The sequence below is a fragment of the Vibrio sinensis genome (genome assembly GCF_003605645.1).
In the GTDB taxonomy this organism is placed as follows: domain Bacteria; phylum Pseudomonadota; class Gammaproteobacteria; order Enterobacterales; family Vibrionaceae; genus Vibrio; species Vibrio sinensis.
Window position 1 is genome coordinate 41,914 of the sequence record NZ_QVMU01000020.1, and the last position, 24,879, is coordinate 66,792.

A 24,879-nucleotide genomic window follows, 5' to 3' on the forward strand; every position below is an offset into this window, starting at 1 on the left:
AAAATATATGAGCACTATTACCGCTAAAGCGGAAACTAATAATAGCGATTTCAAAAAAACGCTAAGTAAATTAAAAGGCCACTTATTATTTGGCACTTCACATATGTTGCCTTTCATCGTTGCTGGTGGTGTGTTACTTGCACTAGCTGTAATGGCTTCGGGTAAAGGTGCCGTTCCAGCAACTGGTATTTTGGCTGACATTTCAAATATTGGTATTAAAGGCTTAGTACTTTTCCCTATCATCCTAGGTGGTTTCATTGGTTACTCAATCGCGGATAAACCTGCGCTTGCTCCAGCAATGATCGCTTCAGGTATCATGGCGGACATGGGCGGTGGCTTCTTAGGCTGTATCGTTGCTGGTTTTATCGCAGGTGGTGTTGTTTTCCAACTTAAGAAAATCCCTCTATCAACTAACATGACTGCGCTTGGTGCTTACTTTATCTACCCACTAATCGGTACGCTTATTTCAGCTGGTATCGTTCTATGGGGTATTGGTGAGCCAATCAAACTGTTCATGTCATCAATGAACGAATTCCTAGCTTCTATGGCTGGTGCTTCAAAAGTCGTTCTTGGTACGATTCTAGGTGGTATGACTGCGTTTGATATGGGTGGCCCTATCAACAAAGTAGCAACGCTATTCGCTCAAACTCAAGTTGATACACAACCTTGGTTAATGGGTGGTGTTGGTATCGCTATCTGTACGCCACCTCTAGGTATGGCACTAGCAACATTCCTATTCAAGAACAAGTTCTCTAAAGAAGAACAGGAAGCGGGTAAAGCTGCGGCAATCATGGGTTCTATCGGTATCTCTGAAGGCGCAATCCCATTTGCAGCAAATGACCCAATGCGCGTTCTACCGTCAATCGTAGCTGGTGGTATCGTAGGCTGTGTGTTCGGTTTCCTAACTGACATCCTATTGCATGCACCGTGGGGCGGCCTAATCACAGCACCAGTATCAAGCAACATCCCAATGTATGTTGTGGGTATCGCACTAGGCTCTCTAACTACAGCTCTTATTGTTGGCTTATGGAAACCTGTAGCAACTGAAGAAGAAAAAGAAGAGCAAGCAGCACCAGTTCAAGCAGCAGCACCTGCTGCTGGTGAAGGCGAGTACGATATCGTAGCGGTAACTTGTTGCCCATCAGGTGTTGCACACACATTCATGGCTGCAAAAGCACTAGAAAAAGCAGGCTTAGCTGCAGGCATCAAAATTAAAGTTGAAACTCAAGGTCAAAATGGTATTCAGAACCGCATCACTGACCTAGACGTAGCAAATGCGAAATTGGTAATCCTAGCACATGATATTCAAGTGAAAGATGCTCAACGCTTTGCAAACTCAAAAGTGATTGAGTGTTCAACGAAAGAAGCAATGAAGCAAGCTGCGACATTAATTCAATCGTAAATCACCCAGTTTCACGATTATAGAGCCCTCATTTATGAGGGCTTTTTTGTACTTTAAAAACGATAACAAAACGGCTGAGGTTCTCTCCTAACAACACTACAGCAATAACTACGACGCGACGCTCACGATACGTGTTCAGCAGCCTTGCACAAGCAAACTGAGCGTGAATATAATGAAATGCAACGAAAAAACACTTTGTCTCTTTTAATAAAGTAAAAACTTGCTAAACTAGACCGCAGTCAGTCAAATCGACATTGGGTAAGTGCATTCTTACCTGATAATAATAACATTGGAAGCAATCGAAAGAGATCACTCTTTCATACCTAAACGGAGAATCGAGCAATGGCATTTGAACTACCAGCTCTTCCTTACGCGAAAGACGCGCTAGAACCACATATCTCAGCTGAAACACTAGATTTCCACCACGGTAAACACCACAACACTTACGTTGTTAAGCTAAATGGTCTAATTCCTGGCACTGAGTTTGAAGGTAAAACTTTAGAAGAGATCGTTAAAACTTCTACTGGTGGCGTATTCAACAACGCAGCTCAAATCTGGAACCACACGTTCTACTGGCACTGTCTAGCGCCAAACGCGGGTGGCGAACCAACGGGTGCAGTAGCAGAAGCTATTAATGCTGCATTTGGTTCATTCGAAGAATTCAAAGCGAAATTCACTGATTCTGCAATCAACAACTTCGGTTCATCTTGGACTTGGTTGGTGAAAAAAGCTGACGGTTCTCTAGAAATCGTTAATACGTCTAACGCAGCAACGCCACTAACAGAAGCTGGTGTTACACCACTTCTAACGGTTGACCTGTGGGAACACGCATACTACATCGATTACCGTAACCTTCGCCCTGATTACATGAATGGTTTCTGGGCACTAGTTAACTGGGAATTCGTAGCAGAAAACCTAGCTAAATAATTGAGTTACTATACTCTTTGATTAAAAGGCCTGCCAAATGCAGGCTTTTTTGTTTTTAACGATATTTTATTTAAAGTTTCTCGACAACTCGCCGCTAAAAATGCATCAAGCGAGGACATCGATGCAAATTCATACTCTTAACAAAGCAGCTATTATCAACGAACTTCAGTTCGGCGTGGGAATCAACCATGCTGTTCAAGATGGGCGTCGAGCTGACTTTGCTTTGATTTTATCGATGTTTTCAGAAGATGTGAGAGACAATACCCCTGTCGAACATATCGATCGTGTAGAAATAACCGAAGAATCACTACGCCAGCGATTTGAGTTACCTGATCCGCAAGAGCTTCGTTCAGATCAAAGCGCCTACGCTATTTCAGCCAAACAAGCGGAATTATTTCACTCCTCTGGCTTACCCAGCGCTAAGCTCAGCCACTATCTTAAACCTGAAGTTCTGACCTATTTGCCTGAAGATACACATGGTTTTCCGGAAGATGTCTATCACAGTTTATCTGCTCATCAGCATAGAAAACTGGGAGAAACTGAGCCGAAAAAACTGATGCCCGTTGATCTATACAATCATCTCATTCAAGCTCAACGTTCATATCAAATTCACGCCCAAATCTAGTTGCCCAAATCTAGTTACCCAAAAAACGCTAGATTTAACACTCAATGCCCTTTCAGCAAATTCTGTTTTACAAACAACATTCAATTTCAGAAATAAGATCTCCATGGTGATTCGCATATAAATGTGAATAACTGCAAATAATGGAACATTTACACCCCTCCCTCATAGGTTATTTGATTTTATTCACACCTATTTAACAAGTAATCAACCATGCTGTCTGGACTAGTATTTTACATACGCTATTTCGGGGGAATGAGTATGGATATAAAAAGTGCATTGGTGTTGGTTTCGTCAGCTGGCTCAAAAATTGGTCGAACCTTAGCCGCGCACTTCGCTTCACTTGGAGCGACCGTTGTGATTTGCGATAAAGATTCTCAAGCACTTGAAGAAACCTATCTTCAATGTCTACGCATCTCAACCCAAGTGATCCAATGCCCACTGCCTAACTACTCTATTCACTCCATCAATCATCTTTTTGAGTTCATAGACCAAAAGGCACAGCGTTCACCCAATATTTTGATCAATACGCTCACCACTGAAGCAATGCCAGATATATTCGATCAACAAGCGAATGAACTCTATTCTCAAAGGCTTTCACAAGTAGCGACAACGCTATACAGTTTTGGCCAAGTCACAGCACAGCGTATGCGCAATAACAACAGTCACGGCGTGATCGTTAATGTGATAGGTCATGATGATTTATACGATTCAGAACGCCACGACAATACCGCTTTTATGGTCGCTGGGTTCACTCAAAGTTGGGCAAAACAACTTTCAGAATTCAACATTCGAGTTGGCGGAGTCGTGCCTTGTAATGAGCCCAACGGTATGCATTGGGCTGAGATACAAGACGAACTCATCAGAAACACTGAATATATCGTAACCAATGAGTATTTTAGTGGTCGAGTCGTTGCCGCTTAAATCCCATTTATTGGGTAACCATAGAATCCAGTAAGAGATCGGATGCTTGTTCGATAAGATCAAGTACAGTTTCAAAGCCCTGATCACCACCGTAGTACGGATCAGGGACTTCACCACCAGCAGGGAGATAGCTTAAAAATAGTTTTATTTTGTGCTGATATTGAGTAGGACAGAGCGAACGAAGATCCGCCACATTCGCTTCATCTGCTGCAAGAATAATATCAAAATTCTCAAAGTCATCGATTTGTACTTTACGCGATCGAATCCCTGCAAATGAATATCCTCTTCTTTCTCCAGCTGCGCGAGCTCGAGGATCTGGCTCATTACCTTGGTGATAGCCGATCGTACCCGCAGAATCAATCATAAGGTCAAGGCTACGCTGTTTTGCTTTCGCGCGTAATATCGCTTCGCCTGTTGGAGAGCGACAAATATTTCCCATACAAACCACTAAAATTTTTTTCATTTAACCCTCTCAAATTGAATGGTTTTTGAGTTCTGCTTGATGCGTTATCATAGCCAAAAAGCTCACCATTAAAAAATAACTGCTCAAAAAGGATTTCCCTATGACCGCCGAGACAAACAAAGACGAACGTCACAAAGCGAGACAGCAAAAAGTTAAAGAACAGGTCGATGCTCGCGTCGCTGCCGCACAAGAAGAAAAAGGCTTGTTGCTGATTATAACGGGTAATGGCAAAGGAAAATCTACGTCCGGGTTTGGGACGGTTGCTCGAGCAGTTGGGCATGGTTTGAATTGCGCTGTTGCTCAGTTTATTAAAGGTACGTGGGATAATGGTGAGCGAAATTTACTGGAAAAACTCGGTGTTGAATTTCAAGTAATGGCAACAGGGTTTACTTGGGAAACACAGAATAAAGAAGCGGACCGAAAAGCGGCGCAAATAGTATGGCAAGAGTGTAAACGCATGCTTCAAGATGAGGCGATAGACGTCATTCTCTTTGATGAACTGACTTATATGGTGAGCTATGGATATATTGACCTTGATGAAGTCGTTGATGCGCTCAATCAACGTCCAAAAATGCAATCTGTAGTTATTACTGGTCGAGGTGCTCATCGTACTTTAATTGAAATGGCGGATACGGTTTCAGAAGTTAAAAACATTAAGCACGCTTTCGAATCAGGTGTAAAAGCACTTAAAGGTGTGGATTGGTAGTCCAATTCTCCCATGCGTTAGGGTGAGATATTTCGCCCTACATACCCGAATTTCTCTTTGGTATCCTTTTTCCTTAACACGTTAATTCACAAATAAAAATGACAGATTGGTGATTTACTGACGCTCTGGAAGCTATTTCAAAGTTATCTATTCCGGTCGCATTTTATAAACTTATATGTGCTAACTTGCCTATCAATCAAGCCCGTATAAGGAAATATAAATGAAACGTACTATGTTAGGCCTTTGTTTTAGCGCATTATTTTCATGCTCACTCTCTGCTCAGACGATGGATTTTGATTTTTCTAATCGAACTCTCAACAAGGATCTACCATCCGCTTCTGGCCTGGTTGTTAACAACAATCAGCTTTTTGCTGTCGGCGATGATTCACCTTGGTTTTATCAACTTAATGACGATTTTACGATTGCTCAAAAAGATCTCATCAAAGAGTATCCTGTTCGTGACAACGGCCGCATCGTAAAAAAAGTAAAACCAGATTTTGAAGCATTAGACAACATTCAAATCAATGGTAAGCCAGCATTTATCCTCATAGGTTCAGGCAGTAAACTCGATGTTCGCGAATGGGCATTTATTATTAGCCATGATCAGGAGCTAAAGATTGAGCGTTCATTAAAACCACTCTACAAAAATCTACGTACAGCCGCGGGTTATAGCGCCGATCAAGAGATCAATATCGAGGGCCTAGCAACTTCGGAAGATTCCGCTTTTGTTATCAACCGTGGCAATGGTGGCTCCAATGTCATCTTTGAAATCCCTCTAGAGACATTCCATGACTACCTAGTCGGTACGTTAGCGACAGTATCAGATGTGAAAGCCTACCATATTGAATTACCGGTTGTTGAGGGCTTTGAAGCTGGACTTTCCGGTGCTGAATATTGGAAAGAAGACGACAGCCTTGTCGTTACTGCTTCTATTGAAGCCACTGGAGATGCATACAATGATGGTGAGATCTTAGGAAGCTTTGTGGGTGTCGTGAAACTTGATGATCTCGATACCGATAAAACCGTTGATCTATCAGCAAATTTATTACCGCTACTAGAGAATGGCAAACGAGTAATCACTAAAATCGAATCGGTCGCATTTACCAAGCAAAGTAATAATAAACTAGCGGGTGTATTAGCGAGTGATAATGACGATGGTACCAGTGAATTTTTCAACTTCACACTAAGTAGATAAGTACTAGCAAGTAAACACTTTTACTTAAAGCTGAACGTGATTTATTGCATTGGTTCATAAAAAAAGCCCACTTCAACGTGGGCTTCAGCATCAATAGATTCAATACAATGTTCAAAGATAAGCTAGTTAAATAGACCTTTAATCAAACCATTAATCGCTTCTTTGGTTTTTTCATCTTTGATTTTTTCGCCTAACTTCTCATCGAGTTTCTTCAAACCACGATCTAGCTCTTTTTGTGCTTTTTGTTTGAGTACATCATCAAACACCAGCTTGAACTTTGGCTTCGCCCACTCACCAGACACATTGATTGGAATGGTCAGATCTTTCAGTTCATCGATGTCTTTACCACCTTGGCCTTTCAGTGAACCTACTATCGATGTACTGATTGTAAAATCAACGGTTTCATTTAAATAATTAGCACTACCATTACCGCGGATCCGTAATAGTGGTGACTGCGCATGAAGGTTGTTAGTCGAGACAATGCCCTTGTTCAACGTCAATGTTGCCGTCATAGCACTGAAATCTGTTTTTTGAACTTCATCTGCAACTTGAGTTTTTTGTCCTTTAAACTTGGCATAATTTTCACGAATCAACTGCGCAATGTTAATACCATTAACAGCGCCATCAGCGAAATTAATCACAACGGTACCTGCCAAGTTTTTCTTAATACCCGTTGGCGTTAAACTCTTACCTGTCACATTTACGTCAATGTTACCCGTACCCTCTAACTTATCGTTATTGGCGACATCAACTAACAGAGGTTGGATTTTCACGCCCACGATTTGCTTACTGACTTTGTACGTTGCAGGGGTCTTACGAGCATCTAGCTGTGCAGTTGCTTTAACTGAACCACCATACAAATTGGCACTAAACGAATTAAGGTCAACCATACCTCGGTTAATCGTAAATTTAGTATTCACATCCTGCATTCGGGCATTATTCACTTTGAACTTATCAATCAGAATGTCACCTTTAACATCCAGTGTTTTCAGCGCTGACAGATCCGGTTCCACTTCAGCTTTAGAGCTTGCTTGTGGAGATGAGGACTGATTTTGTTCGGACGTAGCTTGTTCTGACTTAGTCGCCGCTTGTGAAACCGCATCACTCGATGTGCCTAAAAACTCATCCAAATCAATACTTGGACTATGTAGTGAGAAACGAACTTTGGGAATATCACCTAGAGTTACGTCTGCTTTACCATCTAGAGCGATTGCATTAGCCGTCAATTTCTCCAAGACAAAATTTAGGTGACTCTTATTCAAATCAAATGAAACATCAGATGTCATATCCACTTTCATTGGCGATTGTGGCAGCGTATCTCCTGTAAAATTTGCATCTAAAGTCAAATTAGAGAGTGTTATTTGACTTATTGCCTTGTCGACATTTAAAGACCCTGCGCCTTTTAAGTCGATATCAATGCCACTCGCTGCCCCTGTTACGGCATACGTTAATGCGTTTGGCTGATCGAATACAAACGTCTCTAATCCAATATTGGCTGATTCAATCTGATTTGTTGCATCATTGAAGCTCGCTTCTACACCAATATTGCGTAGTGCGTAATCTTTAAACCCTTGATCCAATTTAAAGTCTAACTGTCCAGTCGCAGTAAACTTCTGCTGATTACTCTCCCCTTTCACTGCAAATTCAGCGTTGGTCCATTGATTGAACGCAAACTCAGAGAGATTAAATGACATGTCATAAAGTTTGGTTAGAGTACCTGTTTGCTTATCTTGTAGTTCTACTGAAGCATTGGTCACTGTCACACCTGCTAAATGAATCGTCCAATCAGAAACTGGCGCATTCGATACCTTTTTTGATGATTCCGTATTCGCCAAGTCACCGTTTGATGAGGTTGAAGTATTACTCTCACCTTTAGATGCCGGAGCCGCCTCTTGAGTTAGTGCATCAATATTCTTGCGCCCATCACTTAAGGTTTCGATGAAGAATTCAGCCCCATCTAATGAAACATTGCCAATTTCTAGTTGGTTATCCAAAAGTGGTGACACAGCAATATCAATGCCAACAGAATCTACTTTGAATAAGTTCTCTTGGCTAAACCCTTGCGGGTTTCTTAGCGCCGTTTTTCCTAATTCAAATCCAATTGATGGGAAAAACTGCCAACTGATGTCACCATCAATGACGAGATCAAGCCCTGTTTGTTTTTTTGCTTGTTCGACGATGAGCGGTTTAAATTGGTTCGGGTTCACGAATATGACCAAAGCCAAAATAGCAGCGATGACAATAGTGATGGGAATGGCAATAAATAGGAGTATTTTTTTCATTAGCAGTATCCTTGCACTCACCCCTATGCGGGCATGTTTATCATTATCGACGATCTCAATCTAACAATCGGCATGTCGAAGAAATATGACGCTAAACTTAGCAAACAATCGCCGTATCACACATAGTTTCACTATGCATAACAATTAAGACTGTTTAGTTCAGAGTGTTAACTATTGGTATTTTAAGTATAAATCTTTTTGTGAGATAAACTTAAGACATAAAAAAAGTGGCACTAAAAGTGCCACTTCTACAATAAAAAATAAAGCGTTAAATGCTAAGTTATCGTTAAGATTTCAGCAATTTAGCAATATGAGCTTTAAGTACATCGATCGCAATTCGGTTCTTACCACCACGTGGGACGATAATATCGGCATGCTGTTTTGACGGTTCAATGAACTGCATAAACATAGGACGAACAGTTTGTTGGTACTGCTTTAGTACCGAATCCATAGTACGGCCACGTTCTTCCACATCACGCTTAACACGACGCAATAAACAGATATCAAGCGGGGTATCCATAAAGACACTAGCGTGCATCAACTTACGTAAACGAGGATCAGTCAGAAGTAAAATACCTTCCAAAATGATCACTTTTTTAGGCGTTAGTTGAGTCGTATTAGAGGTACGAGTGTGCTCTGTGTAACTGTACTCTGGTACTTCAACCGCTTCACCTTTGATCAACTGCTCTAGGTGTTCACAAAGAAGATCATGATCGAGAGCATTTGGGTGGTCATAATTCGTTTTTACACGCTCTTCCATGCTGAGGTGACTTTGATCGTTGTAGTAGCAATCTTCCGTAATCACACCAATTTGATGGTCGCCTACTTTTGCACGAAGTTCATTGTAAATCGTACTAGCAATTAAGCTCTTACCAGAAGCAGACGCGCCAGCGATACCGACGATGACACATTGACTATTATCAGACATTATTCTTGCACCCGATGAATTTTGGTGGGGAAACTAGGTAAACCGCCCGATTATAGGGAGTTCACTATCGATATACTAGTCAAGAAGTAAGATAATCGCCAAGCTCAATAAAAATGGAATAAGATAAATTAACGCAAACGTTTAGCAAGCATAAAAACCCTATCCCATTGTCTTTGATGTCCTAATTACTCTCGTCGAACACGCATCTCGACGTGACTTAGGTGTATCAATCTACCAAGGTAAAACTGATTGCTTCAGGCTTCACCGTTCCGCGCCAAAATAATCGTGCACAAACCGATTCCGCTAATGCCAAATATTCTTCTGTATGCTCAGATTCAGGTCTTGCTACTACTGTTGGGCAACCATTATCAACATCTTCACGTACAGCAATATGTAATGGGATCTGAGCTAATAAGTCTAAACCGTATTCAGCCGACATTTTTTCCGCACCACCAGCGCCAAAAATGTGTTCTTTTTCTCCGCAATGGCTGCAAATGTGGTAGCTCATATTTTCAACTAAACCAACAACTGGCACATCCATTTTACTGAACATTGCCGCACCTTTACGTGCATCTGCTAACGCAAGATCTTGTGGTGTCGTGACAATTACCGCGCCAGTCACTGGAATTTGTTGACCCAGCGACAATTGAATGTCACCCGTACCCGGTGGCATATCGACGATAAGGTAATCCAAATCTGGCCATTCAGTCTCATTGACAAGTTGCCCTAATGCTTTTGCTGCCATCGGGCCACGCCAAATTGCAGCATCATCTTTTGAAATGAGGTATCCAATAGAATGCGTATAAATACCGTGAGCAAAGATAGGCTGCATCCATTTGTTATCACGAACTTCAGGGTGCGCATCCAGTTGACCTAACATAAGCGGAACGGAAGGGCCGTAAATATCCGCATCAAGCAGTCCGACAGTTGCTCCAGACTGAGCAATCGCCAATGCTAAGTTAACGGATGTTGTCGACTTACCTACGCCACCTTTGCCAGAACTGACAGCAATAATATTTTTCACCCCTTTTAACGCAGAGGTTGCAGGTGTTTCTAATGCTTTAGGCACTACCTTAATTTGGTAATTAAATGCGGTCACTTGTTGAGAAGCTTGCTGAGATTGAATCCATCCATTCAGGGCAGCAACTAAATCATTTGCTGCGTACGGGATCTCAATTAAAAAATACCCATTTGGGTCAACCGTGACGAGATTAGGCTCATCAGCCCAACCAGGGGTTAAATTTGGGTGACGAAAATCGTCTAACCAATCACAAAAATCTTGCTTTGAAGTAAACTGACGCATAGGCCCTCCTTATTCCCCCATCGTACCACCTCGTCAACAACGACAGAACCCCAAAAAAACTAAGGTAATGGCCCAGTAGACACCTTGGAGTTAGAGGTTTCATGGGTTAGTATTATCCATCAAATTTTTATACCTATCGAGATAAGCGAATATTAAGTATGGCAAACGATCCAAGACTCTCTACTCCAAGGAAATTATTGGTAACTTGTGCCCTTCCGTACGCTAACGGTTCGATTCACCTAGGTCACATGCTTGAGCATATTCAAGCTGACATTTGGGTTCGTTACCAACGCCTACGTGGCAACACGGTTAACTTTATCTGTGCTGATGACGCTCACGGCACACCTATCATGCTTAAAGCGCAACAGATGGGTATCTCACCAGAAGAGATGATTGCGGCTGTAAGTGAAGAGCACCAAAAAGACTTTGCCGGCTTCGATATTAGTTTCGACAACTACCACAGCACACACTCAGATGAGAACCGCGAATTGGCTTCTCACATTTACCTTGAACTGAAGAAAAATGGCTTTATTTCAAGCCGTACAATCTCTCAGTTATTTGATCCTGAAAAAGAAATGTTCTTACCTGACCGTTTCGTAAAAGGAACTTGTCCTAAGTGTAAATCTGAAGACCAATACGGCGATAACTGTGATAACTGTGGCGAAACCTACAGCCCAACAGAACTGATTAACCCGAAATCAGCGGTATCTGGCGCAACTCCAATCATGAAAGATTCGGAGCACTTCTTCTTCGATCTTCCTCAATTTGAAAGCATGCTAAAAGAGTGGACTCGCTCTGGCTCACTTCAAAATGAAACTGCGAACAAGATGCAAGAATGGTTTGAATCAGGCCTACAACAGTGGGATATCTCTCGTGATGCGCCTTACTTTGGCTTCGAGATCCCTGGTGAAACCAATAAGTTCTTCTACGTTTGGCTAGATGCTCCAATTGGTTACATGGGTTCATTCAAGAACTTATGTGATAAACGTGACGATCTAGATTTCGATGAGTACTGGAAGAAAGACAGCACAACTGAGCTTTATCACTTCATCGGTAAAGACATCGTTTACTTCCACAGCCTATTCTGGCCTGCAATGCTAGATGGTTCTGGTTTCCGTAAGCCAAACAATGTATTCGTACACGGTTATGTAACGGTGAACGGCGCAAAAATGTCTAAGTCGAAAGGGACATTTGTTAAAGCAAGTACATACCTACAACACTTAGATCCTGAGTGTCTACGTTACTACTACGCAGCAAAACTAAACAGCCGCATCGATGACCTAGATCTTAACCTTGAAGACTTCACTCAGCGTGTAAACGCAGACGTAGTGAACAAGATTGTTAACCTAGCATCTCGTAACGCTGGCTTCATCGCGAAACGTTTTGACGGCAAGCTATCTGCAAACTTTGCAGAACCTGAGCTCTACAACGAATTCGTTGCAGCAGCAGAGCGAATTGGCAATCTCTACGAAACACGTGAATTTGGCCGTGCTATTCGTGAAATCACTGCACTAGCTGACAAAGCAAACCAATATGTTGATGAAAAAGCACCTTGGGTTGTAGCGAAAGAAGAAGGTAAAGACCAAGAGCTTCAGGAGATCTGTTCTGTTGGTATCAACTTGTTCCGCGTACTGATCGCTTACCTAAAACCAGTTATGCCAGAATTAACAGCACGTACTGAAGCGTTCTTAAACGAAGAGTTAACTTGGGAAAGCATTGCTCAGCCATTAACTGACCATGAAGTGACTAAGTTCAAAGCTCTATTTAACCGTATCGATCCTAAAAACATCGAAGCGATGATCGAAGCATCTAAAGAAGATGCGGCGGCAGAAATGGCAGCAAAAGAACAAGCAGAAGCGGCTAAATCAGCAGGTGCAACTGAGCTAAGTAAAGATCCTATCGCTGAAGAAATCGAGTTTGATGACTTCGCGAAAGTAGATATTCGTGTTGCTCGCATCATCTCATGTGAAGCAGTACCAAAAGCTGACAAGCTATTAAAATTCCAATTAGATATTGGCGGTGAAACACGTCAAGTCTTCTCTGGCATTAAGTCAGCGTACACACCTGAAGAGTTAGAAGGTAAGTTAACTGTTATGGTTGCTAACCTAAAACCTCGTAAGATGAAATTTGGTATGTCTGAGGGTATGATCCTAGCAGCAGGCCCTGGTGGTAGCGAGCTTTGGATTCTTGAGCCACATGACGGTGCTCAACCTGGCATGCGCGTAATGTAATAACGGCTACAGTCTAAAAATCCTCGCTTCGGCGGGGATTTTTTTCATCTGTTGCTCTCAGCGTCATGCTCAAAATGAAACAGGCCCGAACCTCAAACAAAGTTAGCACTGCCAAGTTAACACCAACAAAAAAGTCACCTAATAAATAGGTGACTTTCTAATTCAAATCAAGCGATGCTAGTGAAAGTTAAAGCATCTTGCGCGCTGCTTCCACGACCACTTTAATTGAACGAGCTTCTGTCTCTTTTAGCGTGGCATGATCTGGGATCTCTTTTTGAGTACGGTTAATTATTACGCCTGCTACACAACCTGCTTTTAAACCCGAACTTGCACACATAGTTAAAAGCGTTGCTGATTCCATCTCAAAGTTCAACACCCCCATCTCTTGCCATTCTTTCATTGACCCTTGGAAACGATGCACAACACGGCCTGTAAAAGTGTCATAACGCTCTTGTCCTGGGTAGAAAGTATCACTCGAAGCGGTAACGCCCATATGAACCGTCGCACCTGATTCTTCCACTGCCGCTTTCATTGCTGTTGCAACAGAGAAATCCGCGACTGCTGGGAACTCCATTGGAGCGAAATGCAAGCTTGCACCGTCTAAACGTACCGAACCGGTAGTCACAATCATGTCACCAACGTTAACATGAGGTTGGATAGCACCCGTTGTGCCAACACGTAGGAACGTACGTACGCCTAACTGAGCCAATTCTTCTACCGCAATCGACGTTGATGGTCCACCAATACCAGTAGAACAAACGACAACCGGTTTACCATCAAGCTCTGCACGGTAAAGCGTATATTCACGATGGCTAGCAAGAAAAACAGGGTTATCCATCTCTTCGGCAATTTTTTGAACACGCGCCGGATCACCCGGAATAATAGCTAATGTTGCGCCAGCAAGATCGACTTCAGTAATACCAAGGTGAAAAACAGCTTGAGACATAAAATGCTCCTTAGGTTCGGCGAATAACGCTATCGAGTTGATTAGGTTTCGCTCAATTAATTCATGGGGTACACAATCACTGTAACGAAGTTGCCTGAACTCATTAGTGATCAAATTCACATTTAAAAAGGTAATGATTTAAAGAATTACACGAACAAACGGTTGGCATCACATTATCTTAACTCTCAAATGAATCTATATGCACACCCATCGTCGTAATAACCATTCATTGCAACTATCGCAACAGCCATGCCAGTAACAAAGCCACTACATCAAAACGTAGTGGCTAAATTGAGCTCATTAATGATAGAAGATAATTTATTCTTTAGGTTTGAACTTGAGCAACCTTAACGCATTAAGTGTCACAATAGCCGTCGCTCCACTATCCGCTAAAACAGCAACCCATAATCCAGTAATCCCCATTAAGCTCGTTACTAAGAAGATCCCTTTCAACCCCAGTGCCAATGCGATATTTTGGCGAATGTTACTCAATGTCGCGCGAGACAATTCTATCATCACCGCCAATTCCGCAAGACGATTATGTGTTAGAGCGGCATCTGCGGTCTCTAGAGCGACATCAGTACCGCCACCCATCGCAATACCAATGCTCGCAGCTTTCATGGCTGGTGCATCATTGATACCGTCACCGACCATGGCAACATTTGCTTTACTCGACAAGGATTCAACATAGTGCACCTTGTCTTGTGGTAATAAACTCGCTTTATAATCAATCCCAATCATGGTGCTCATTGCCGCTGCACTTCTTGGATTATCCCCTGTCAGCATCAATGATTTGATACCCAGTTTTTCTAGCTGCTGTACCGCTTCAGCCGCACCCTCACGCAAGGTATCTCGCCAAGCGATAATACCAATCACTTGTTTTTGTTCCGCTAGAGCAACAACGACGGTTTTCCCTTCATTTTCGAGTTCTTGAACCTGATTTTGCCAATCTAATGGTAGCTCTATGTCTAACTTACTCGGCGCGACAACACGATATTCAACGCCATCAATAATGCCACTAACACCGCTACCAATCATGGCTTGCTTATCCATCGCTTCAGGCAATACGAGTTGAAGTTCTTTTGCCTTACGCACTAGAGATACTGCGAGTGGATGACTAGAGCCGACTTCAATCGCCGCGGTTTTTGTCAATAGCTCATCTTGAGTTAAGCTTGAAATCGCAATGATATCGGTCACTTCTGGTTTGCCCATGGTTAAAGTGCCAGTTTTATCAAAAGCCACCATCTCCACTTTACCCAGTTGCTCTAATGCAGCCCCCCCTTTGATTAAAGCACCACGACGTGCTGCTGCTGCTAACCCGGAAGTAATCGCGGCTGGTGTTGAGATCACTAACGCACATGGACACGCAATTAAAAGTAATGCTAAACCTCGGTATACCCAAGTTTCCCATGGCTGTGCAAAAAGCATCGGTGGCACTAAAATAACGAGTAGAGCAACCAACATCATTAACGGTGTGTACCAACGGCTGAATCTATCCAAAAATCGTTCTAATGGTGCTTTACGAGATTCGGCCTCTTCAATCAAATGCAAAATACGGTCAATCGCATTTTCACCTTGCTTGGATGTAATCGTAAAACGCACCACTTTATCTACGACCACGGCACCAGCCATAACCGCATCACCATCAAATCGTTCAACAGGAATAGATTCTCCTGTCAAAGCACTTTCATCAAAACTAGCTGTACCACTGTTTAATCGACCATCTGCTGGTAAACGCGCCCCCGGAGCAACTTCGATAACGTCGCCAGGGTTAAGCTCACTTGCTGCGACTTCAACACGCTCACCATTGACTATTTTGATTGCAGATTCTGGCACTAACTCCATTAGCGCCTGTACACCGCTCCTTGCTCGAGATGCGGCGAAAGCTTCGAGACGCTCACCAATGAGAAAGAGTAAAAGCACCATGGCAGCTTCAACTGTTTCACCTAAATAGAGCGCCCCTAAAGCCGCGACACTCATTAGAGTTTCAATGGCAAATGGTGTACCTGATTTTGCCAAAACAATGGCTTTTTTTCCGATAGGATATAGACCAGCCAAACAGGTCAAAACAAACAGCCATTCACTCACTTGAGGAACGATAGGTTTAAGCAACGCCGCGATTGCCATAGCAGAAGCGATAGCGATAATTTGCGCGTTTTGTCGGAAGATAGCTTTCCAACCTAACGGGGCATTTTTCTTACCTTTAGAAGCGGGATCCGAGTACGTAAACCCAGTATCGAGAATGGTTTGTTCCACAAGGGGAGCGACGGCGGCATCATTACTTTGAATGACCAATTTTTCGGTCGCAAAAAGAACTTTAGCATCGAGAACACCAGCAACTTTGCGTACTGCTGTTTCAATTTTTTTGGCACATGATGGGCAATCCATCCCATCAATCTTCCAGCTTTGAGTAAATGTACTGTTCGATAACGCTGGGGAGTCACTTTCCTCATCGACAGGGTCACTATGAGAACCACAACCGTCAGAGGCACAACAACCCGCTTCGCTTGTTGTTACTCCCGCCATTTTAATCGACGTGATTTTTGGCATTGCACAAGAATCTTGGGCATTCTGTGGCGCTGTTACTTTAGTTGAACAGCAATCTTTGTGTTTTGAACACATAATACTATCTCCATGTTTTGATGGACAAACGAAGTCAGAATTCGCGTTTGAACATCATGCTATCTATGTTATTTGAGACAAGCATAAACCTTGGAGTCTACTCCAAGGTCAACATGTTTTTGAGCTAATTTTTTTGTTCAACAGGAGACAAGGTTTCACTACTCGCTAAGACCTCATCAATCAACACTGCGTCATGAGTACAAAATGGAGGAGCATTCACACAAGTAATTGATGGGTCCTCTGCTTCGACGTCCATTTGTGCTCCTTGCATCAGATCAGCGATATGTTTGCGTAACACAATAAAAGCAATCACACCAAATACAACCGAACCTAAAGCTTGCCCATAAACCACCCCTAACGCACCAAACCACTGTGAACCAAAATAGACAAACGGCAACGTCCCTAAGGTCGCTTTCCCTAAATTCAGAGCCGTTGAATACAAAGGTTTTCCTAAGTTGTTGAACGAAGTGTTTGCAACAAATTGCACTCCATTGAAAATAAAACTCGCCGCAACATAAGTACAAAATGCAGCGACAATAGTGGCGGCATCCCCTTGCAGACTGAACCCTTTAATCACTAGATCTTGAGCAAAATACAAGGTTATGCAGACTAACAAGGTATAGATGGTTGTAACAATCAGTGAGTTATAAAGGGTTTCTCTAACCCGATCAAAACGCATTGCACCAAAGTTCTGGCCAATAATCGGCCCAACCGCGCCGGACAACGCAAATATCACAGCAAAACAAACCGGGGTTAGACGTCCAATAACGGCAAACCCAGCAACAAAGTCTTCGCCATATTGAGCAATAGATGTTGTCACTATGGCGTTACCAATAGGCGTTGCTAAGTTGGTAATAATCGCTGGAATCGCAATGGTTAAGATCGCTTTAATATTAAAGCGCCAACCGACAAAGGAGAGTGGTGCGAGTAACTTATGAACTCGAATGAGAGGATAGAGGGAGAAAAACAAAACGGTAAATCTTGAAAATACAGAAGCAATCGCAGCGCCTTCAACATTCCAGCCAAAGCCAAAAATGAATAAAGGATCCAAAATAGCATTCACAATGCCGCCAAATAATGTTGCCCACATCGAACGCTTTGCATCGCCTGCCGCTCTTAACCCTGCTCCTGCCGCCATAGCTAGCGCGATGACAGGACCACTTGGTAACAAAATACGTAAATAAGCTTCCGCTCGCTCTGCAGCAAAACCTTTCGCGCCGAGCATCGCCAATAACTCAGGAATAAAAACGTACATCAAAGCACTGACCACGCAACTAATGACAAATGCTGTCACAAGTATACTGGTGCTCATCCCCCTAGCTTGATCCCATTGTTTAGAGCCAATCGCTTTTGAAACAAGAGCGCCCATTGCGATAGAGGTACCAATTGAAATTGATGTAGAGAAAAAGACTAAAGTCCCCGCAAAACCAACCGCTGCCGCTAACTCTACCTGTCCCAACATACTAATAAAAAGCATATCAAGTAAGTCGACTACGAATAAAGCCATTAAGCCAATCGAACCCGCCCCTGACATCACTAAAATATGACGCATGGTTGAGCCTTCAATAAACTTGGCACTAGGGTCAGACATACTCACTCCATATTGAGATTGCTGTGATGAATAACGTTTCTCTTATCATGCGTTCATGAAACCCCATAAACACAAGAGGCGCAAACTGCGCCTCTTTTTTCTGCTGAGTGATTCAATTTACACTGGATGCTTAAAGCAATCATTAATGCTTTTACCAATCGCTCTTAATACATCTCGTCGTGTGATGATCCCCACCAATTTTCCATTATCGAGCACTGGATATACTTTTGGTTTTCCAACTTTCATCATATCCGCTAACTCAATAATCGAAGTTTCCGGTGATACAGAAAGCACATCAGGATGCATACAATCACTCACAATGTGGGTGTCTTGGCAAAAATAGCTTACCTTAACCAGCTTATCGAGCAAGTCTTGCTCTGATAGAAAACCAATCACTTGCTCCTGCTCATTAATCACAGGGCCACCAAGATGAGTTGAACTCATCACCTTATCCAGAGCTGCACTTAATGACATTTCCGGTTTAAAAGTAACCGCCTGTAGTGTCATGTAATCTCGGACTTTTAACGATTCCATATTGAACTCCTTATGATGCAACTGACGATATAACTAAGCGACTAAGCAACACTCTTATTTAATAAATCATTGAGTTTTTGTCAGGCCTATAAGATAAGTGTCGTCTAATTTCTTGATTTTACTAAATGGAAATAAGCAATTAATGCCATCGTTCAAAACTATCAATATAAGAAAATAGCACCCTATCTGCAATCTCCCCCCAAGCCGCATAGGGCTACAAGGAATGGATTACAGGAGCTTTAAACAAAAAAAAGTTCTCTAATCGAGAACTTTTTATTAACTATTTTTATTCGCTTTGCCAACGCTCTGCAGCTTTGGCATCAGAATCACGAGATTCAACCCATCGCGTCGCTTCGGTTGTTCGTTCTTTTTTCCAAAATGGTGCTTTGGTTTTAAGATAATCCATAACAAACTCACAAGCCTCGAAAGCTGCACCACGATGCGCACTAGAAATACCAACAAAAACAATCTGGTCACCAATATCCATATCTCCGATACGGTGGATCACTCTCATACCTTGAATTGGCCAACGCTTTTCGGCTTCATTGCAAATTTCGCTTAACGCTTTTTCTGTCATGCCTGGATAGTGCTCTAGAGACAAACCAACCACGTTATCGCCTAAGTTCATATCACGAACTTTACCGATAAAAGTCACAACAGCACCCGTTGAAGTCCCGGTCGATAGTGCCGCATATTCATCGTTAACCGAAAAATCTTCAACTTGGACTGAAACACGTAAATCCATGATTAACCGCCTGTAACCGGTGGAAAGAAAGCCACTTCATCGCCATCTTGCACCGCTTGCTCCAAAGGAACAATAGACTGGTTTACAGCAGCAAGCAGTTTACCTGGCTCTAACGCAAGATCCCATTTACCCTCTTGCTGAGCAAGATAAGAACGAATCTCTTCAACGCTAGAAAAGTTACCATCAAGTTCGATAGAATCCAGCCCGACTAATTCTCGGGTTTGAGCAAAGAAAAGAACTTTAATCATGATTCAACCTTAAAGTGACCTGACTTACCGCCTGTTTTTTCAAGCAGGCGAATTTGACCAATCACCATATCTTTTTGAACAGCTTTACACATATCATAAATAGTTAGTGCTGCGACTGATGCTGCTGTTAATGCTTCCATTTCTACACCAGTTTTACCCGCTAGTTTACAAACAGACTCAATACGGACCAGATTTTCAGCTTCGATAGCTTCAAGCTGCACTTCCACTTTTGAAAGCAGTAAAGGGTGACACAGTGGAATTAAATCCCAGGTTTTCTTCGCTGCTTGAATACCAGCAATACGAGCCGTCGCAAACACATCACCTTTATGATGCTGGCCTGAAACGATCAACTGGAGTGTTTCAGGAGCCATATGAATAAAGGCCTCTGCACGTGCTTCTCGAACAGTTTCAGTTTTACCCGAAACATCAACCATGTTTGCTTCACCAGAAGCATTGATATGAGTAAATTGGTTCATCATCTTCCCTCTACTTTTTATACCGACAAATGTGGCATAAAGTTGCAAGGACGATGGCTTGCATCAAGTTGTTGCTTAATGATTTTTGTCCAACCGGTACGACATGCACCTGTTGAGCCTGGCATAGCAAAAATAACCGTGTGGTTAGCAAAACCAGCAATCGCACGAGACTGAATGGTAGACGTGCCAATTTCATCATAAGAAACCAAACGGAACAGCTCACCAAATCCTTCCACTTCTTTGTCGAAAAGAGGTTTTAATGCTTCAGGAGTACTATCACGAGAAGTAAAACCAGTTCCGCCAGTGATCATTACAGCTTGTACGTTTTCATCAGCAATCCACTGTGAAACAATCGCACGAATTTTGTACATATCATCGATAACAATTTGCTTATCAACAACGTTATGACCCGCTTCTGCCGCATGTTCTGCAAGATAGCCACCTGATGTGTCATTCTCTTCAGTGCGAGTATCTGAAACTGTTAGTACTGCGATATTTGCTGCTTGGAATTTACTTTCTGCGTGACCCATTTGTACACCTATCTAATTCACATAATTTTTTTTAGCTGCCAAGTTGAACTCTTGGCATAGTTTGTTCTGTTTTATCAACCGCCGATCGAAGCGAGATTTGGCGTCATACCTGTATTACCATCATGAAGAAAATGGCTAACAGACTTGGTCTGTAATTGTTCTTGTATGCGCTGAATCAAAGCCTCTTCTTGGTGATCTTCTTGTAATAGATCGCGTAGTTCTACGCCGTGATCACCAAATAAGCACAAGTGTAACTTGCCGAGCGCAGAAACACGCAGGCGGTTACAACTTTCACAAAAATTCTTTTCATACGGCATGATAAGGCCGATCTCACCCTGATAATCTGGATGAATAAATACTTGAGCTGGACCATCATTTTCAGCACGAGCTTTTAGTAACCAACCGTTGGCAATGAGCTGATTACGAATTGCGACACCCGAGACATGATGCTTATTAAATAGATCGTCCATCTCACCTGTTTGCATCAACTCAATAAAACGCAATTGGATTGGACGGTCTTTGATCCAATTTAAGAATGCCGGCAATTGATGCGAGTTAACATCTTTCATCAACACGACATTTACTTTGATCTGCTCGTAGCCAATCTCAAATGCGCGTTCTATGCCATTCATCACTTGGGTAAAACGATTCTCACCCGTAATTTGATGAAACATTCTTGGATCCAAACTATCCACGCTCACATTAATATTGGTCAAGCCCGCCTCTTTCCAGTCAGCCACATGCTTTTCCATGCGGTAACCGTTGGTGGTGGTTGCGACCTTATTAATACCGGGCGTCGTTGCAACAGTATGAATAATATCCGTAAAATCTTTACGTAAACTCGGTTCACCGCCAGTAATACGTACTTTTGACGTACCACAGTCAGCAAAAGCGCGAACAACGCGTTGTATTTCAGGTAAGCTTAAAAAAGACGAGTTTTTCTGCCCCGACGGTTTATAACCATCAGGTAAGCAATATGTGCATTTGAAGTTACATACATCTGTAACAGAGAGACGCAAATAATAAAATTTGCGGTGAAATCTATCTTCGAATTGTTGCGCCACGGAACACCTTTCCAAACACGGGAGGCACAATCATTTCTAATCATGCCCTTGTGACAACGTGTCACTGGCTTCATTTCGCCTATTCCACTGAACTTAGCTAAAAGAGCTCGGAGTTATGGCAACTGCTGACTTTATTGTGCAACAGTAGCTTTTTTTAAAATACTTAATAATGAAATTGGAATCTACCCTAAGCTATAAAAAACCTGCGAATTCCGCAAAAAAAAGCCTTATGGTTAGTTATTCTTAATGCGATACTCTAAATTATAGCTGGATATTGCAATATAAGAAAAACGAGATGACACTCTACTCACAAAAAAAAGTGGTCGCCATCGGCGGTGGTCATGGCCTTGGACGAATGCTTGCTGCATTATCTGATTTTGGTGCCAATGCAACGGGAATCGTAACCACAACCGATAATGGTGGTTCAACGGGACGTATCCGTGATTGCCAAGGTGGCATTGCATGGGGAGATACCCGAAATTGTGTCAATCAGCTCATCACCGAACCCTCTATCAGTTCGATGATGTTTGAGTATCGATTTAAAGGCGCAGGGGAGCTTAATGGCCATAATCTTGGCAATTTAATGCTTACTGCTCTCGATAACCTCTCAGTCCGTCCTCTGGATGCGATCAACCTGATTCGCAACATGCTCAAAGTTGATATTAACCTTGTACCAATGTCAGAGCATCCCTCAGATCTCATCGCTCTTTCTGTTGATGGCAAACTAGTCACTGGCGAAACAAGCGTTGATGAGATGGAAGAAAACCTTCAACGTCTCGATTTAGATCCTGAAGTCCCAGCAACGAAAGAAGGTGTTATAGCAATTGAAGAAGCCGACATGATTATTCTTGGTCCCGGAAGCTTTCTTACCAGCATAATGCCACCACTTTTACTCTCAGAGCTCGCTCGTTCTATCGCGAAAAATACGCAAGCAAAACTCGTTTTTGTTGAAAACCTTTCCCCTGAATTCGGCCCAGCAGGAAGAATGAGCTTAAAAGAAAAACTTGAATGGTGTGAGAGAGCTTGCCAAGGCAGACAAATCGATTACGTTTTAGGTGATACACCACATCCTGAACTATCAGAATGGAATTGTATTACCACCGATTTAGCATCTCCAAATCGTGATTGGCGCCATGATAGAGCTAAACTACAGGGCGCTATCGAAGAGCTGCTCAAATAACGACAATCAGTCCGATGCCAATAATTTGTGATAGCACTGTTGGGTTTCTCTCAAAAGTGCTATCAGTTGAACTCTGTGTTCTCGATACTCAGAACGCTGACCTAGCTTCGCCGATGTATCAATTTCAATCGCCATTGCACATAACTTTTCCGCGCCAAAACTAGCCGCGCTGCTTTTTAGTGCATGACAAATATCTTTTAGGTATTCATTGTTACTGTCGTCAGTTTGCATGCTCAATGTATCGATATATTGCGCTAGCTCACTAAGAAAAATATTCAGCAAAATTGGGACATTCTCCGCCCCAATTTCATGACTTAATTGCTCCAGCTTGGCTGAGTTTTGTATTTTCATCACTGTGTTTATGCTTCCTTCGCATTCCATGCCTGCAATTTACGATATAAAGTCGATGGACTGACATCTAGATAACTTGCCGCCTTAGGCACGTTACCATCACACGCCCTAATCGCTTGCTCTATTGCATTTTTTTCCGTCAACCATAAAGGAAAGATATCCTGTACCGAAAATATATCGTGGTCTTGTACAGTAGATTTAATCACCAACTCATCTTGTTTATTCAAAGGCGGTGGTAACATATCTAACGTGATGTTTTGTCCATTATTTAATACCACAACATTACGTAATACATTCTGCAACTGACGAACATTTCCAGGCCACTCAAAGCGAGCGAATCGCTCAACGACATCTGGCGCTAAACGAACGAAATCTTTACCTTCTTCTTTCGACATAAAGCCGAGTAGTGAATATGCAATTTCTATGACATCTTCTCCGCGCTCACGTAATGGTGGTAAATGAAGCGGTATTACATAGAGTCGATAGTATAAATCTTCACGGAATCGTCCTTCTTGTACTTCTTTCCATGGGTCTCGGTTGGTCGCACAAACAAAGCGAACATCCACACTTTTCATCTTAGAGGAACCCACTTTCTGAAAGGTACCTGTTTGAATAAATCGCAGTAATTTTGTCTGCAATTCTAGGTCCATTTCACACAGCTCATCCAAAAATAGCGTGCCACCATCTGCTAACTCAGCTGCGCCTTGGCGATCAGATGCGGCACCGGTAAACGCGCCTTTAACGTGACCAAACAACTCACTTTCGATCAAGTCTTTTGGAATCGCAGCACAGTTGATAGCAATAAATGGCTTGTCTCCACGCTTACTTGCCGCATGGATTGCTTCTGCACAAACCTCTTTACCCGTTCCACTTTCACCCGTAATAAATATACTCGCTTTACTTGCCGCCGCGGAATCGATGGTGCGATAGACCGCTTGCATAGTTAAGCTACTGCCAATAAAACCTTGATAACTTTGATTACCAGGGTTATTCGCTTCATTCTTTAATTTTGTCGCTTTACGGATGGCATTGTTAACGGTGATGCGTAGGCGATCAGCCTCACATGGCTTAATCAGAAAGTCTTGCGCACCCAAACGCATTGCTTCAACCGCTGTATCAATCGAACCGTGAGCTGTCATAAAAATAACAGGGACATCAGGATTTTGTTGTTTCACCGCATGGAGTACATCCATACCCGTCATATCAGGGAGACGTAAATCCAATAAAATGAGATCTGGAGTTCGAAACTCTAAACTTTCGAGCGCCTCTCTACCGGTACCGACGATGTTAATGTCTATACCTAGAGGCGTAAGATAAGAGCGGTATAATGCTGCAACAGATGCAGTATCTTCCACCATTAAGAGATATTTTACTTTTTGTATAAACGCAACACCTTGCATAACCCAGCCAATTATTTATTTTGCATTTTGTCTAAATAATTGCATTGCGCTTTGCATTTTGCAAACTCAATTTGTAATCAACCTAAAATTCATTGAATTTCCGTCGTATTTTGTAAATCTTTTTTGGCATGTTTTCTGCAGCATGAAACTTGACCCTCATGGGTCACCTAGCCAACTGACGTTGTTAGTGAACTTAGTATTCACAAATT

Annotated in this window: 23 protein-coding genes and 1 riboswitch; of the genes, 8 read left to right on the plus strand and 15 right to left on the minus strand. The window is 42.4% G+C overall.

Translation table 11 applies throughout. The features are described from left to right. The first annotated feature begins 7 nt into the window (after positions 1-7). The 4 genes from DZ860_RS17330 (at position 8) to DZ860_RS17345 (ending at position 3,875) form a co-directional block, all read left to right on the plus strand. Complete coding sequence (locus tag DZ860_RS17330) at positions 8-1,402, plus strand: PTS fructose transporter subunit IIBC (protein WP_120033812.1); 1,395 nt, start codon at positions 8-10, stop codon at positions 1,400-1,402. A gap of 342 nt (positions 1,403-1,744) precedes the next feature. Beyond that, positions 1,745-2,329: a superoxide dismutase [Fe] gene (gene sodB / locus DZ860_RS17335; protein ID WP_120033814.1), complete on the plus strand. Its 585-nt coding sequence runs from the start codon at positions 1,745-1,747 to the stop codon at positions 2,327-2,329. 121 nt (positions 2,330-2,450) lie between these two features. Continuing rightward, positions 2,451-2,954 (plus strand): VC2046/SO_2500 family protein, encoded by a 504-nt coding sequence (locus tag DZ860_RS17340; protein ID WP_120033816.1) that lies wholly within the window; start codon positions 2,451-2,453, stop codon positions 2,952-2,954. A gap of 258 nt (positions 2,955-3,212) precedes the next feature. Beyond that, positions 3,213-3,875: an SDR family oxidoreductase gene (locus DZ860_RS17345; protein WP_120033817.1), complete on the plus strand. Its 663-nt coding sequence runs from the start codon at positions 3,213-3,215 to the stop codon at positions 3,873-3,875. A 7-nt stretch (positions 3,876-3,882) separates the two neighbouring features. Here the strand turns inward: DZ860_RS17345 and DZ860_RS17350 are convergent, their stop codons facing one another. After that, entirely contained in the window at positions 3,883-4,338 is a 456-nt protein-coding gene (locus tag DZ860_RS17350) for a low molecular weight protein-tyrosine-phosphatase (protein WP_120033819.1), read from the minus strand. A 100-nt stretch (positions 4,339-4,438) separates the two neighbouring features. Here DZ860_RS17350 and cobO point away from each other — a divergent pair, with 100 nt between their 5' ends. Together cobO and DZ860_RS17360 are read left to right on the plus strand one after the other, a co-directional pair. Further along, complete coding sequence (gene cobO / locus DZ860_RS17355; RefSeq protein WP_120033821.1) at positions 4,439-5,044, plus strand: cob(I)yrinic acid a,c-diamide adenosyltransferase; 606 nt, start codon at positions 4,439-4,441, stop codon at positions 5,042-5,044. Positions 5,045-5,264: 220 nt separating this feature from the next. Beyond that, positions 5,265-6,239: a DUF6929 family protein gene (locus tag DZ860_RS17360; protein ID WP_120033823.1), complete on the plus strand. Its 975-nt coding sequence runs from the start codon at positions 5,265-5,267 to the stop codon at positions 6,237-6,239. Between the two features lie 122 nt (positions 6,240-6,361). Here the strand turns inward: DZ860_RS17360 and DZ860_RS17365 are convergent, their stop codons facing one another. The 3 genes from DZ860_RS17365 to apbC form a co-directional block, all read right to left on the minus strand. After that, positions 6,362-8,521 (minus strand): AsmA family protein, encoded by a 2,160-nt coding sequence (locus DZ860_RS17365; protein WP_120033825.1) that lies wholly within the window; start codon positions 8,519-8,521, stop codon positions 6,362-6,364. A gap of 286 nt (positions 8,522-8,807) precedes the next feature. Further along, entirely contained in the window at positions 8,808-9,449 is a 642-nt protein-coding gene (gene udk / locus DZ860_RS17370) for a uridine kinase (protein WP_120033827.1), read from the minus strand. Positions 9,450-9,675: 226 nt separating this feature from the next. Beyond that, positions 9,676-10,752, minus strand: coding sequence for an iron-sulfur cluster carrier protein ApbC (apbC, locus tag DZ860_RS17375; RefSeq protein ID WP_120033829.1), 1,077 nt, complete (start codon positions 10,750-10,752; stop codon positions 9,676-9,678). Between the two features lie 158 nt (positions 10,753-10,910). Between apbC and metG the strand changes: the two genes are divergently transcribed. Further along, the gene (gene metG / locus DZ860_RS17380) at positions 10,911-12,983 is read left to right on the plus strand and encodes a methionine--tRNA ligase (protein WP_120033831.1); all 2,073 of its coding nucleotides are present in this window, start codon (positions 10,911-10,913) and stop codon (positions 12,981-12,983) included. 187 nt (positions 12,984-13,170) lie between these two features. Here metG and udp read toward each other — a convergent pair whose 3' ends face one another. The 9 genes from udp to moaA all read right to left on the minus strand — a co-directional run bounded on the left by udp (position 13,171) and on the right by moaA (position 21,739). Next, complete coding sequence (gene udp / locus DZ860_RS17385) at positions 13,171-13,929, minus strand: uridine phosphorylase (protein ID WP_120033833.1); 759 nt, start codon at positions 13,927-13,929, stop codon at positions 13,171-13,173. Between the two features lie 318 nt (positions 13,930-14,247). After that, positions 14,248-16,551, minus strand: coding sequence for a zinc/cadmium/mercury/lead-transporting ATPase (locus DZ860_RS17390; protein WP_120033835.1), 2,304 nt, complete (start codon positions 16,549-16,551; stop codon positions 14,248-14,250). 124 nt (positions 16,552-16,675) lie between these two features. Further along, on the minus strand, positions 16,676-18,142 hold the full coding sequence (locus DZ860_RS17395) for an MATE family efflux transporter (protein WP_120033837.1): 1,467 nt from the start codon (positions 18,140-18,142) through the stop codon (positions 16,676-16,678). 117 nt (positions 18,143-18,259) lie between these two features. Beyond that, on the minus strand, positions 18,260-18,676 hold the full coding sequence (locus DZ860_RS17400) for a CBS domain-containing protein (protein WP_120033839.1): 417 nt from the start codon (positions 18,674-18,676) through the stop codon (positions 18,260-18,262). A gap of 286 nt (positions 18,677-18,962) precedes the next feature. Beyond that, positions 18,963-19,421, minus strand: a complete 459-nt coding sequence (gene moaE / locus DZ860_RS17405) for a molybdopterin synthase catalytic subunit MoaE (protein ID WP_120033841.1) — start codon at positions 19,419-19,421, stop codon at positions 18,963-18,965. Positions 19,422-19,423: 2 nt separating this feature from the next. Beyond that, on the minus strand, positions 19,424-19,669 hold the full coding sequence (gene moaD / locus DZ860_RS17410) for a molybdopterin synthase sulfur carrier subunit (RefSeq protein ID WP_120033843.1): 246 nt from the start codon (positions 19,667-19,669) through the stop codon (positions 19,424-19,426). Continuing rightward, on the minus strand, positions 19,666-20,145 hold the full coding sequence (gene moaC / locus DZ860_RS17415) for a cyclic pyranopterin monophosphate synthase MoaC (RefSeq protein ID WP_120033845.1): 480 nt from the start codon (positions 20,143-20,145) through the stop codon (positions 19,666-19,668). The genes moaD and moaC overlap by 4 nt, the downstream gene beginning before the upstream one ends. Before the next feature lie 17 nt (positions 20,146-20,162). Continuing rightward, positions 20,163-20,675, minus strand: a complete 513-nt coding sequence (moaB, locus tag DZ860_RS17420) for a molybdenum cofactor biosynthesis protein B (protein ID WP_120033847.1) — start codon at positions 20,673-20,675, stop codon at positions 20,163-20,165. 74 nt (positions 20,676-20,749) lie between these two features. Next, positions 20,750-21,739 (minus strand): GTP 3',8-cyclase MoaA, encoded by a 990-nt coding sequence (gene moaA / locus DZ860_RS17425; RefSeq protein ID WP_120033849.1) that lies wholly within the window; start codon positions 21,737-21,739, stop codon positions 20,750-20,752. Then, a riboswitch (molybdenum cofactor riboswitch) is annotated at positions 21,728-21,864 on the minus strand. It overlaps the preceding gene by 12 nt. A gap of 170 nt (positions 21,865-22,034) precedes the next feature. Here moaA and DZ860_RS17430 point away from each other — a divergent pair. Continuing rightward, positions 22,035-22,919: a YvcK family protein gene (locus DZ860_RS17430; RefSeq protein WP_120033851.1), complete on the plus strand. Its 885-nt coding sequence runs from the start codon at positions 22,035-22,037 to the stop codon at positions 22,917-22,919. A 6-nt stretch (positions 22,920-22,925) separates the two neighbouring features. Here the strand turns inward: DZ860_RS17430 and luxU are convergent, their stop codons facing one another. Further along, the gene (gene luxU / locus DZ860_RS17435; RefSeq protein ID WP_120033853.1) at positions 22,926-23,270 is read right to left on the minus strand and encodes a quorum-sensing phosphorelay protein LuxU; all 345 of its coding nucleotides are present in this window, start codon (positions 23,268-23,270) and stop codon (positions 22,926-22,928) included. A gap of 8 nt (positions 23,271-23,278) precedes the next feature. Beyond that, a complete protein-coding gene (gene luxO / locus DZ860_RS17440; RefSeq protein ID WP_120033855.1) occupies positions 23,279-24,670 on the minus strand; it encodes a quorum-sensing sigma-54 dependent transcriptional regulator LuxO in 1,392 nt (463 codons plus the stop codon). Positions 24,671-24,879: the final 209 nt, after the last annotated feature.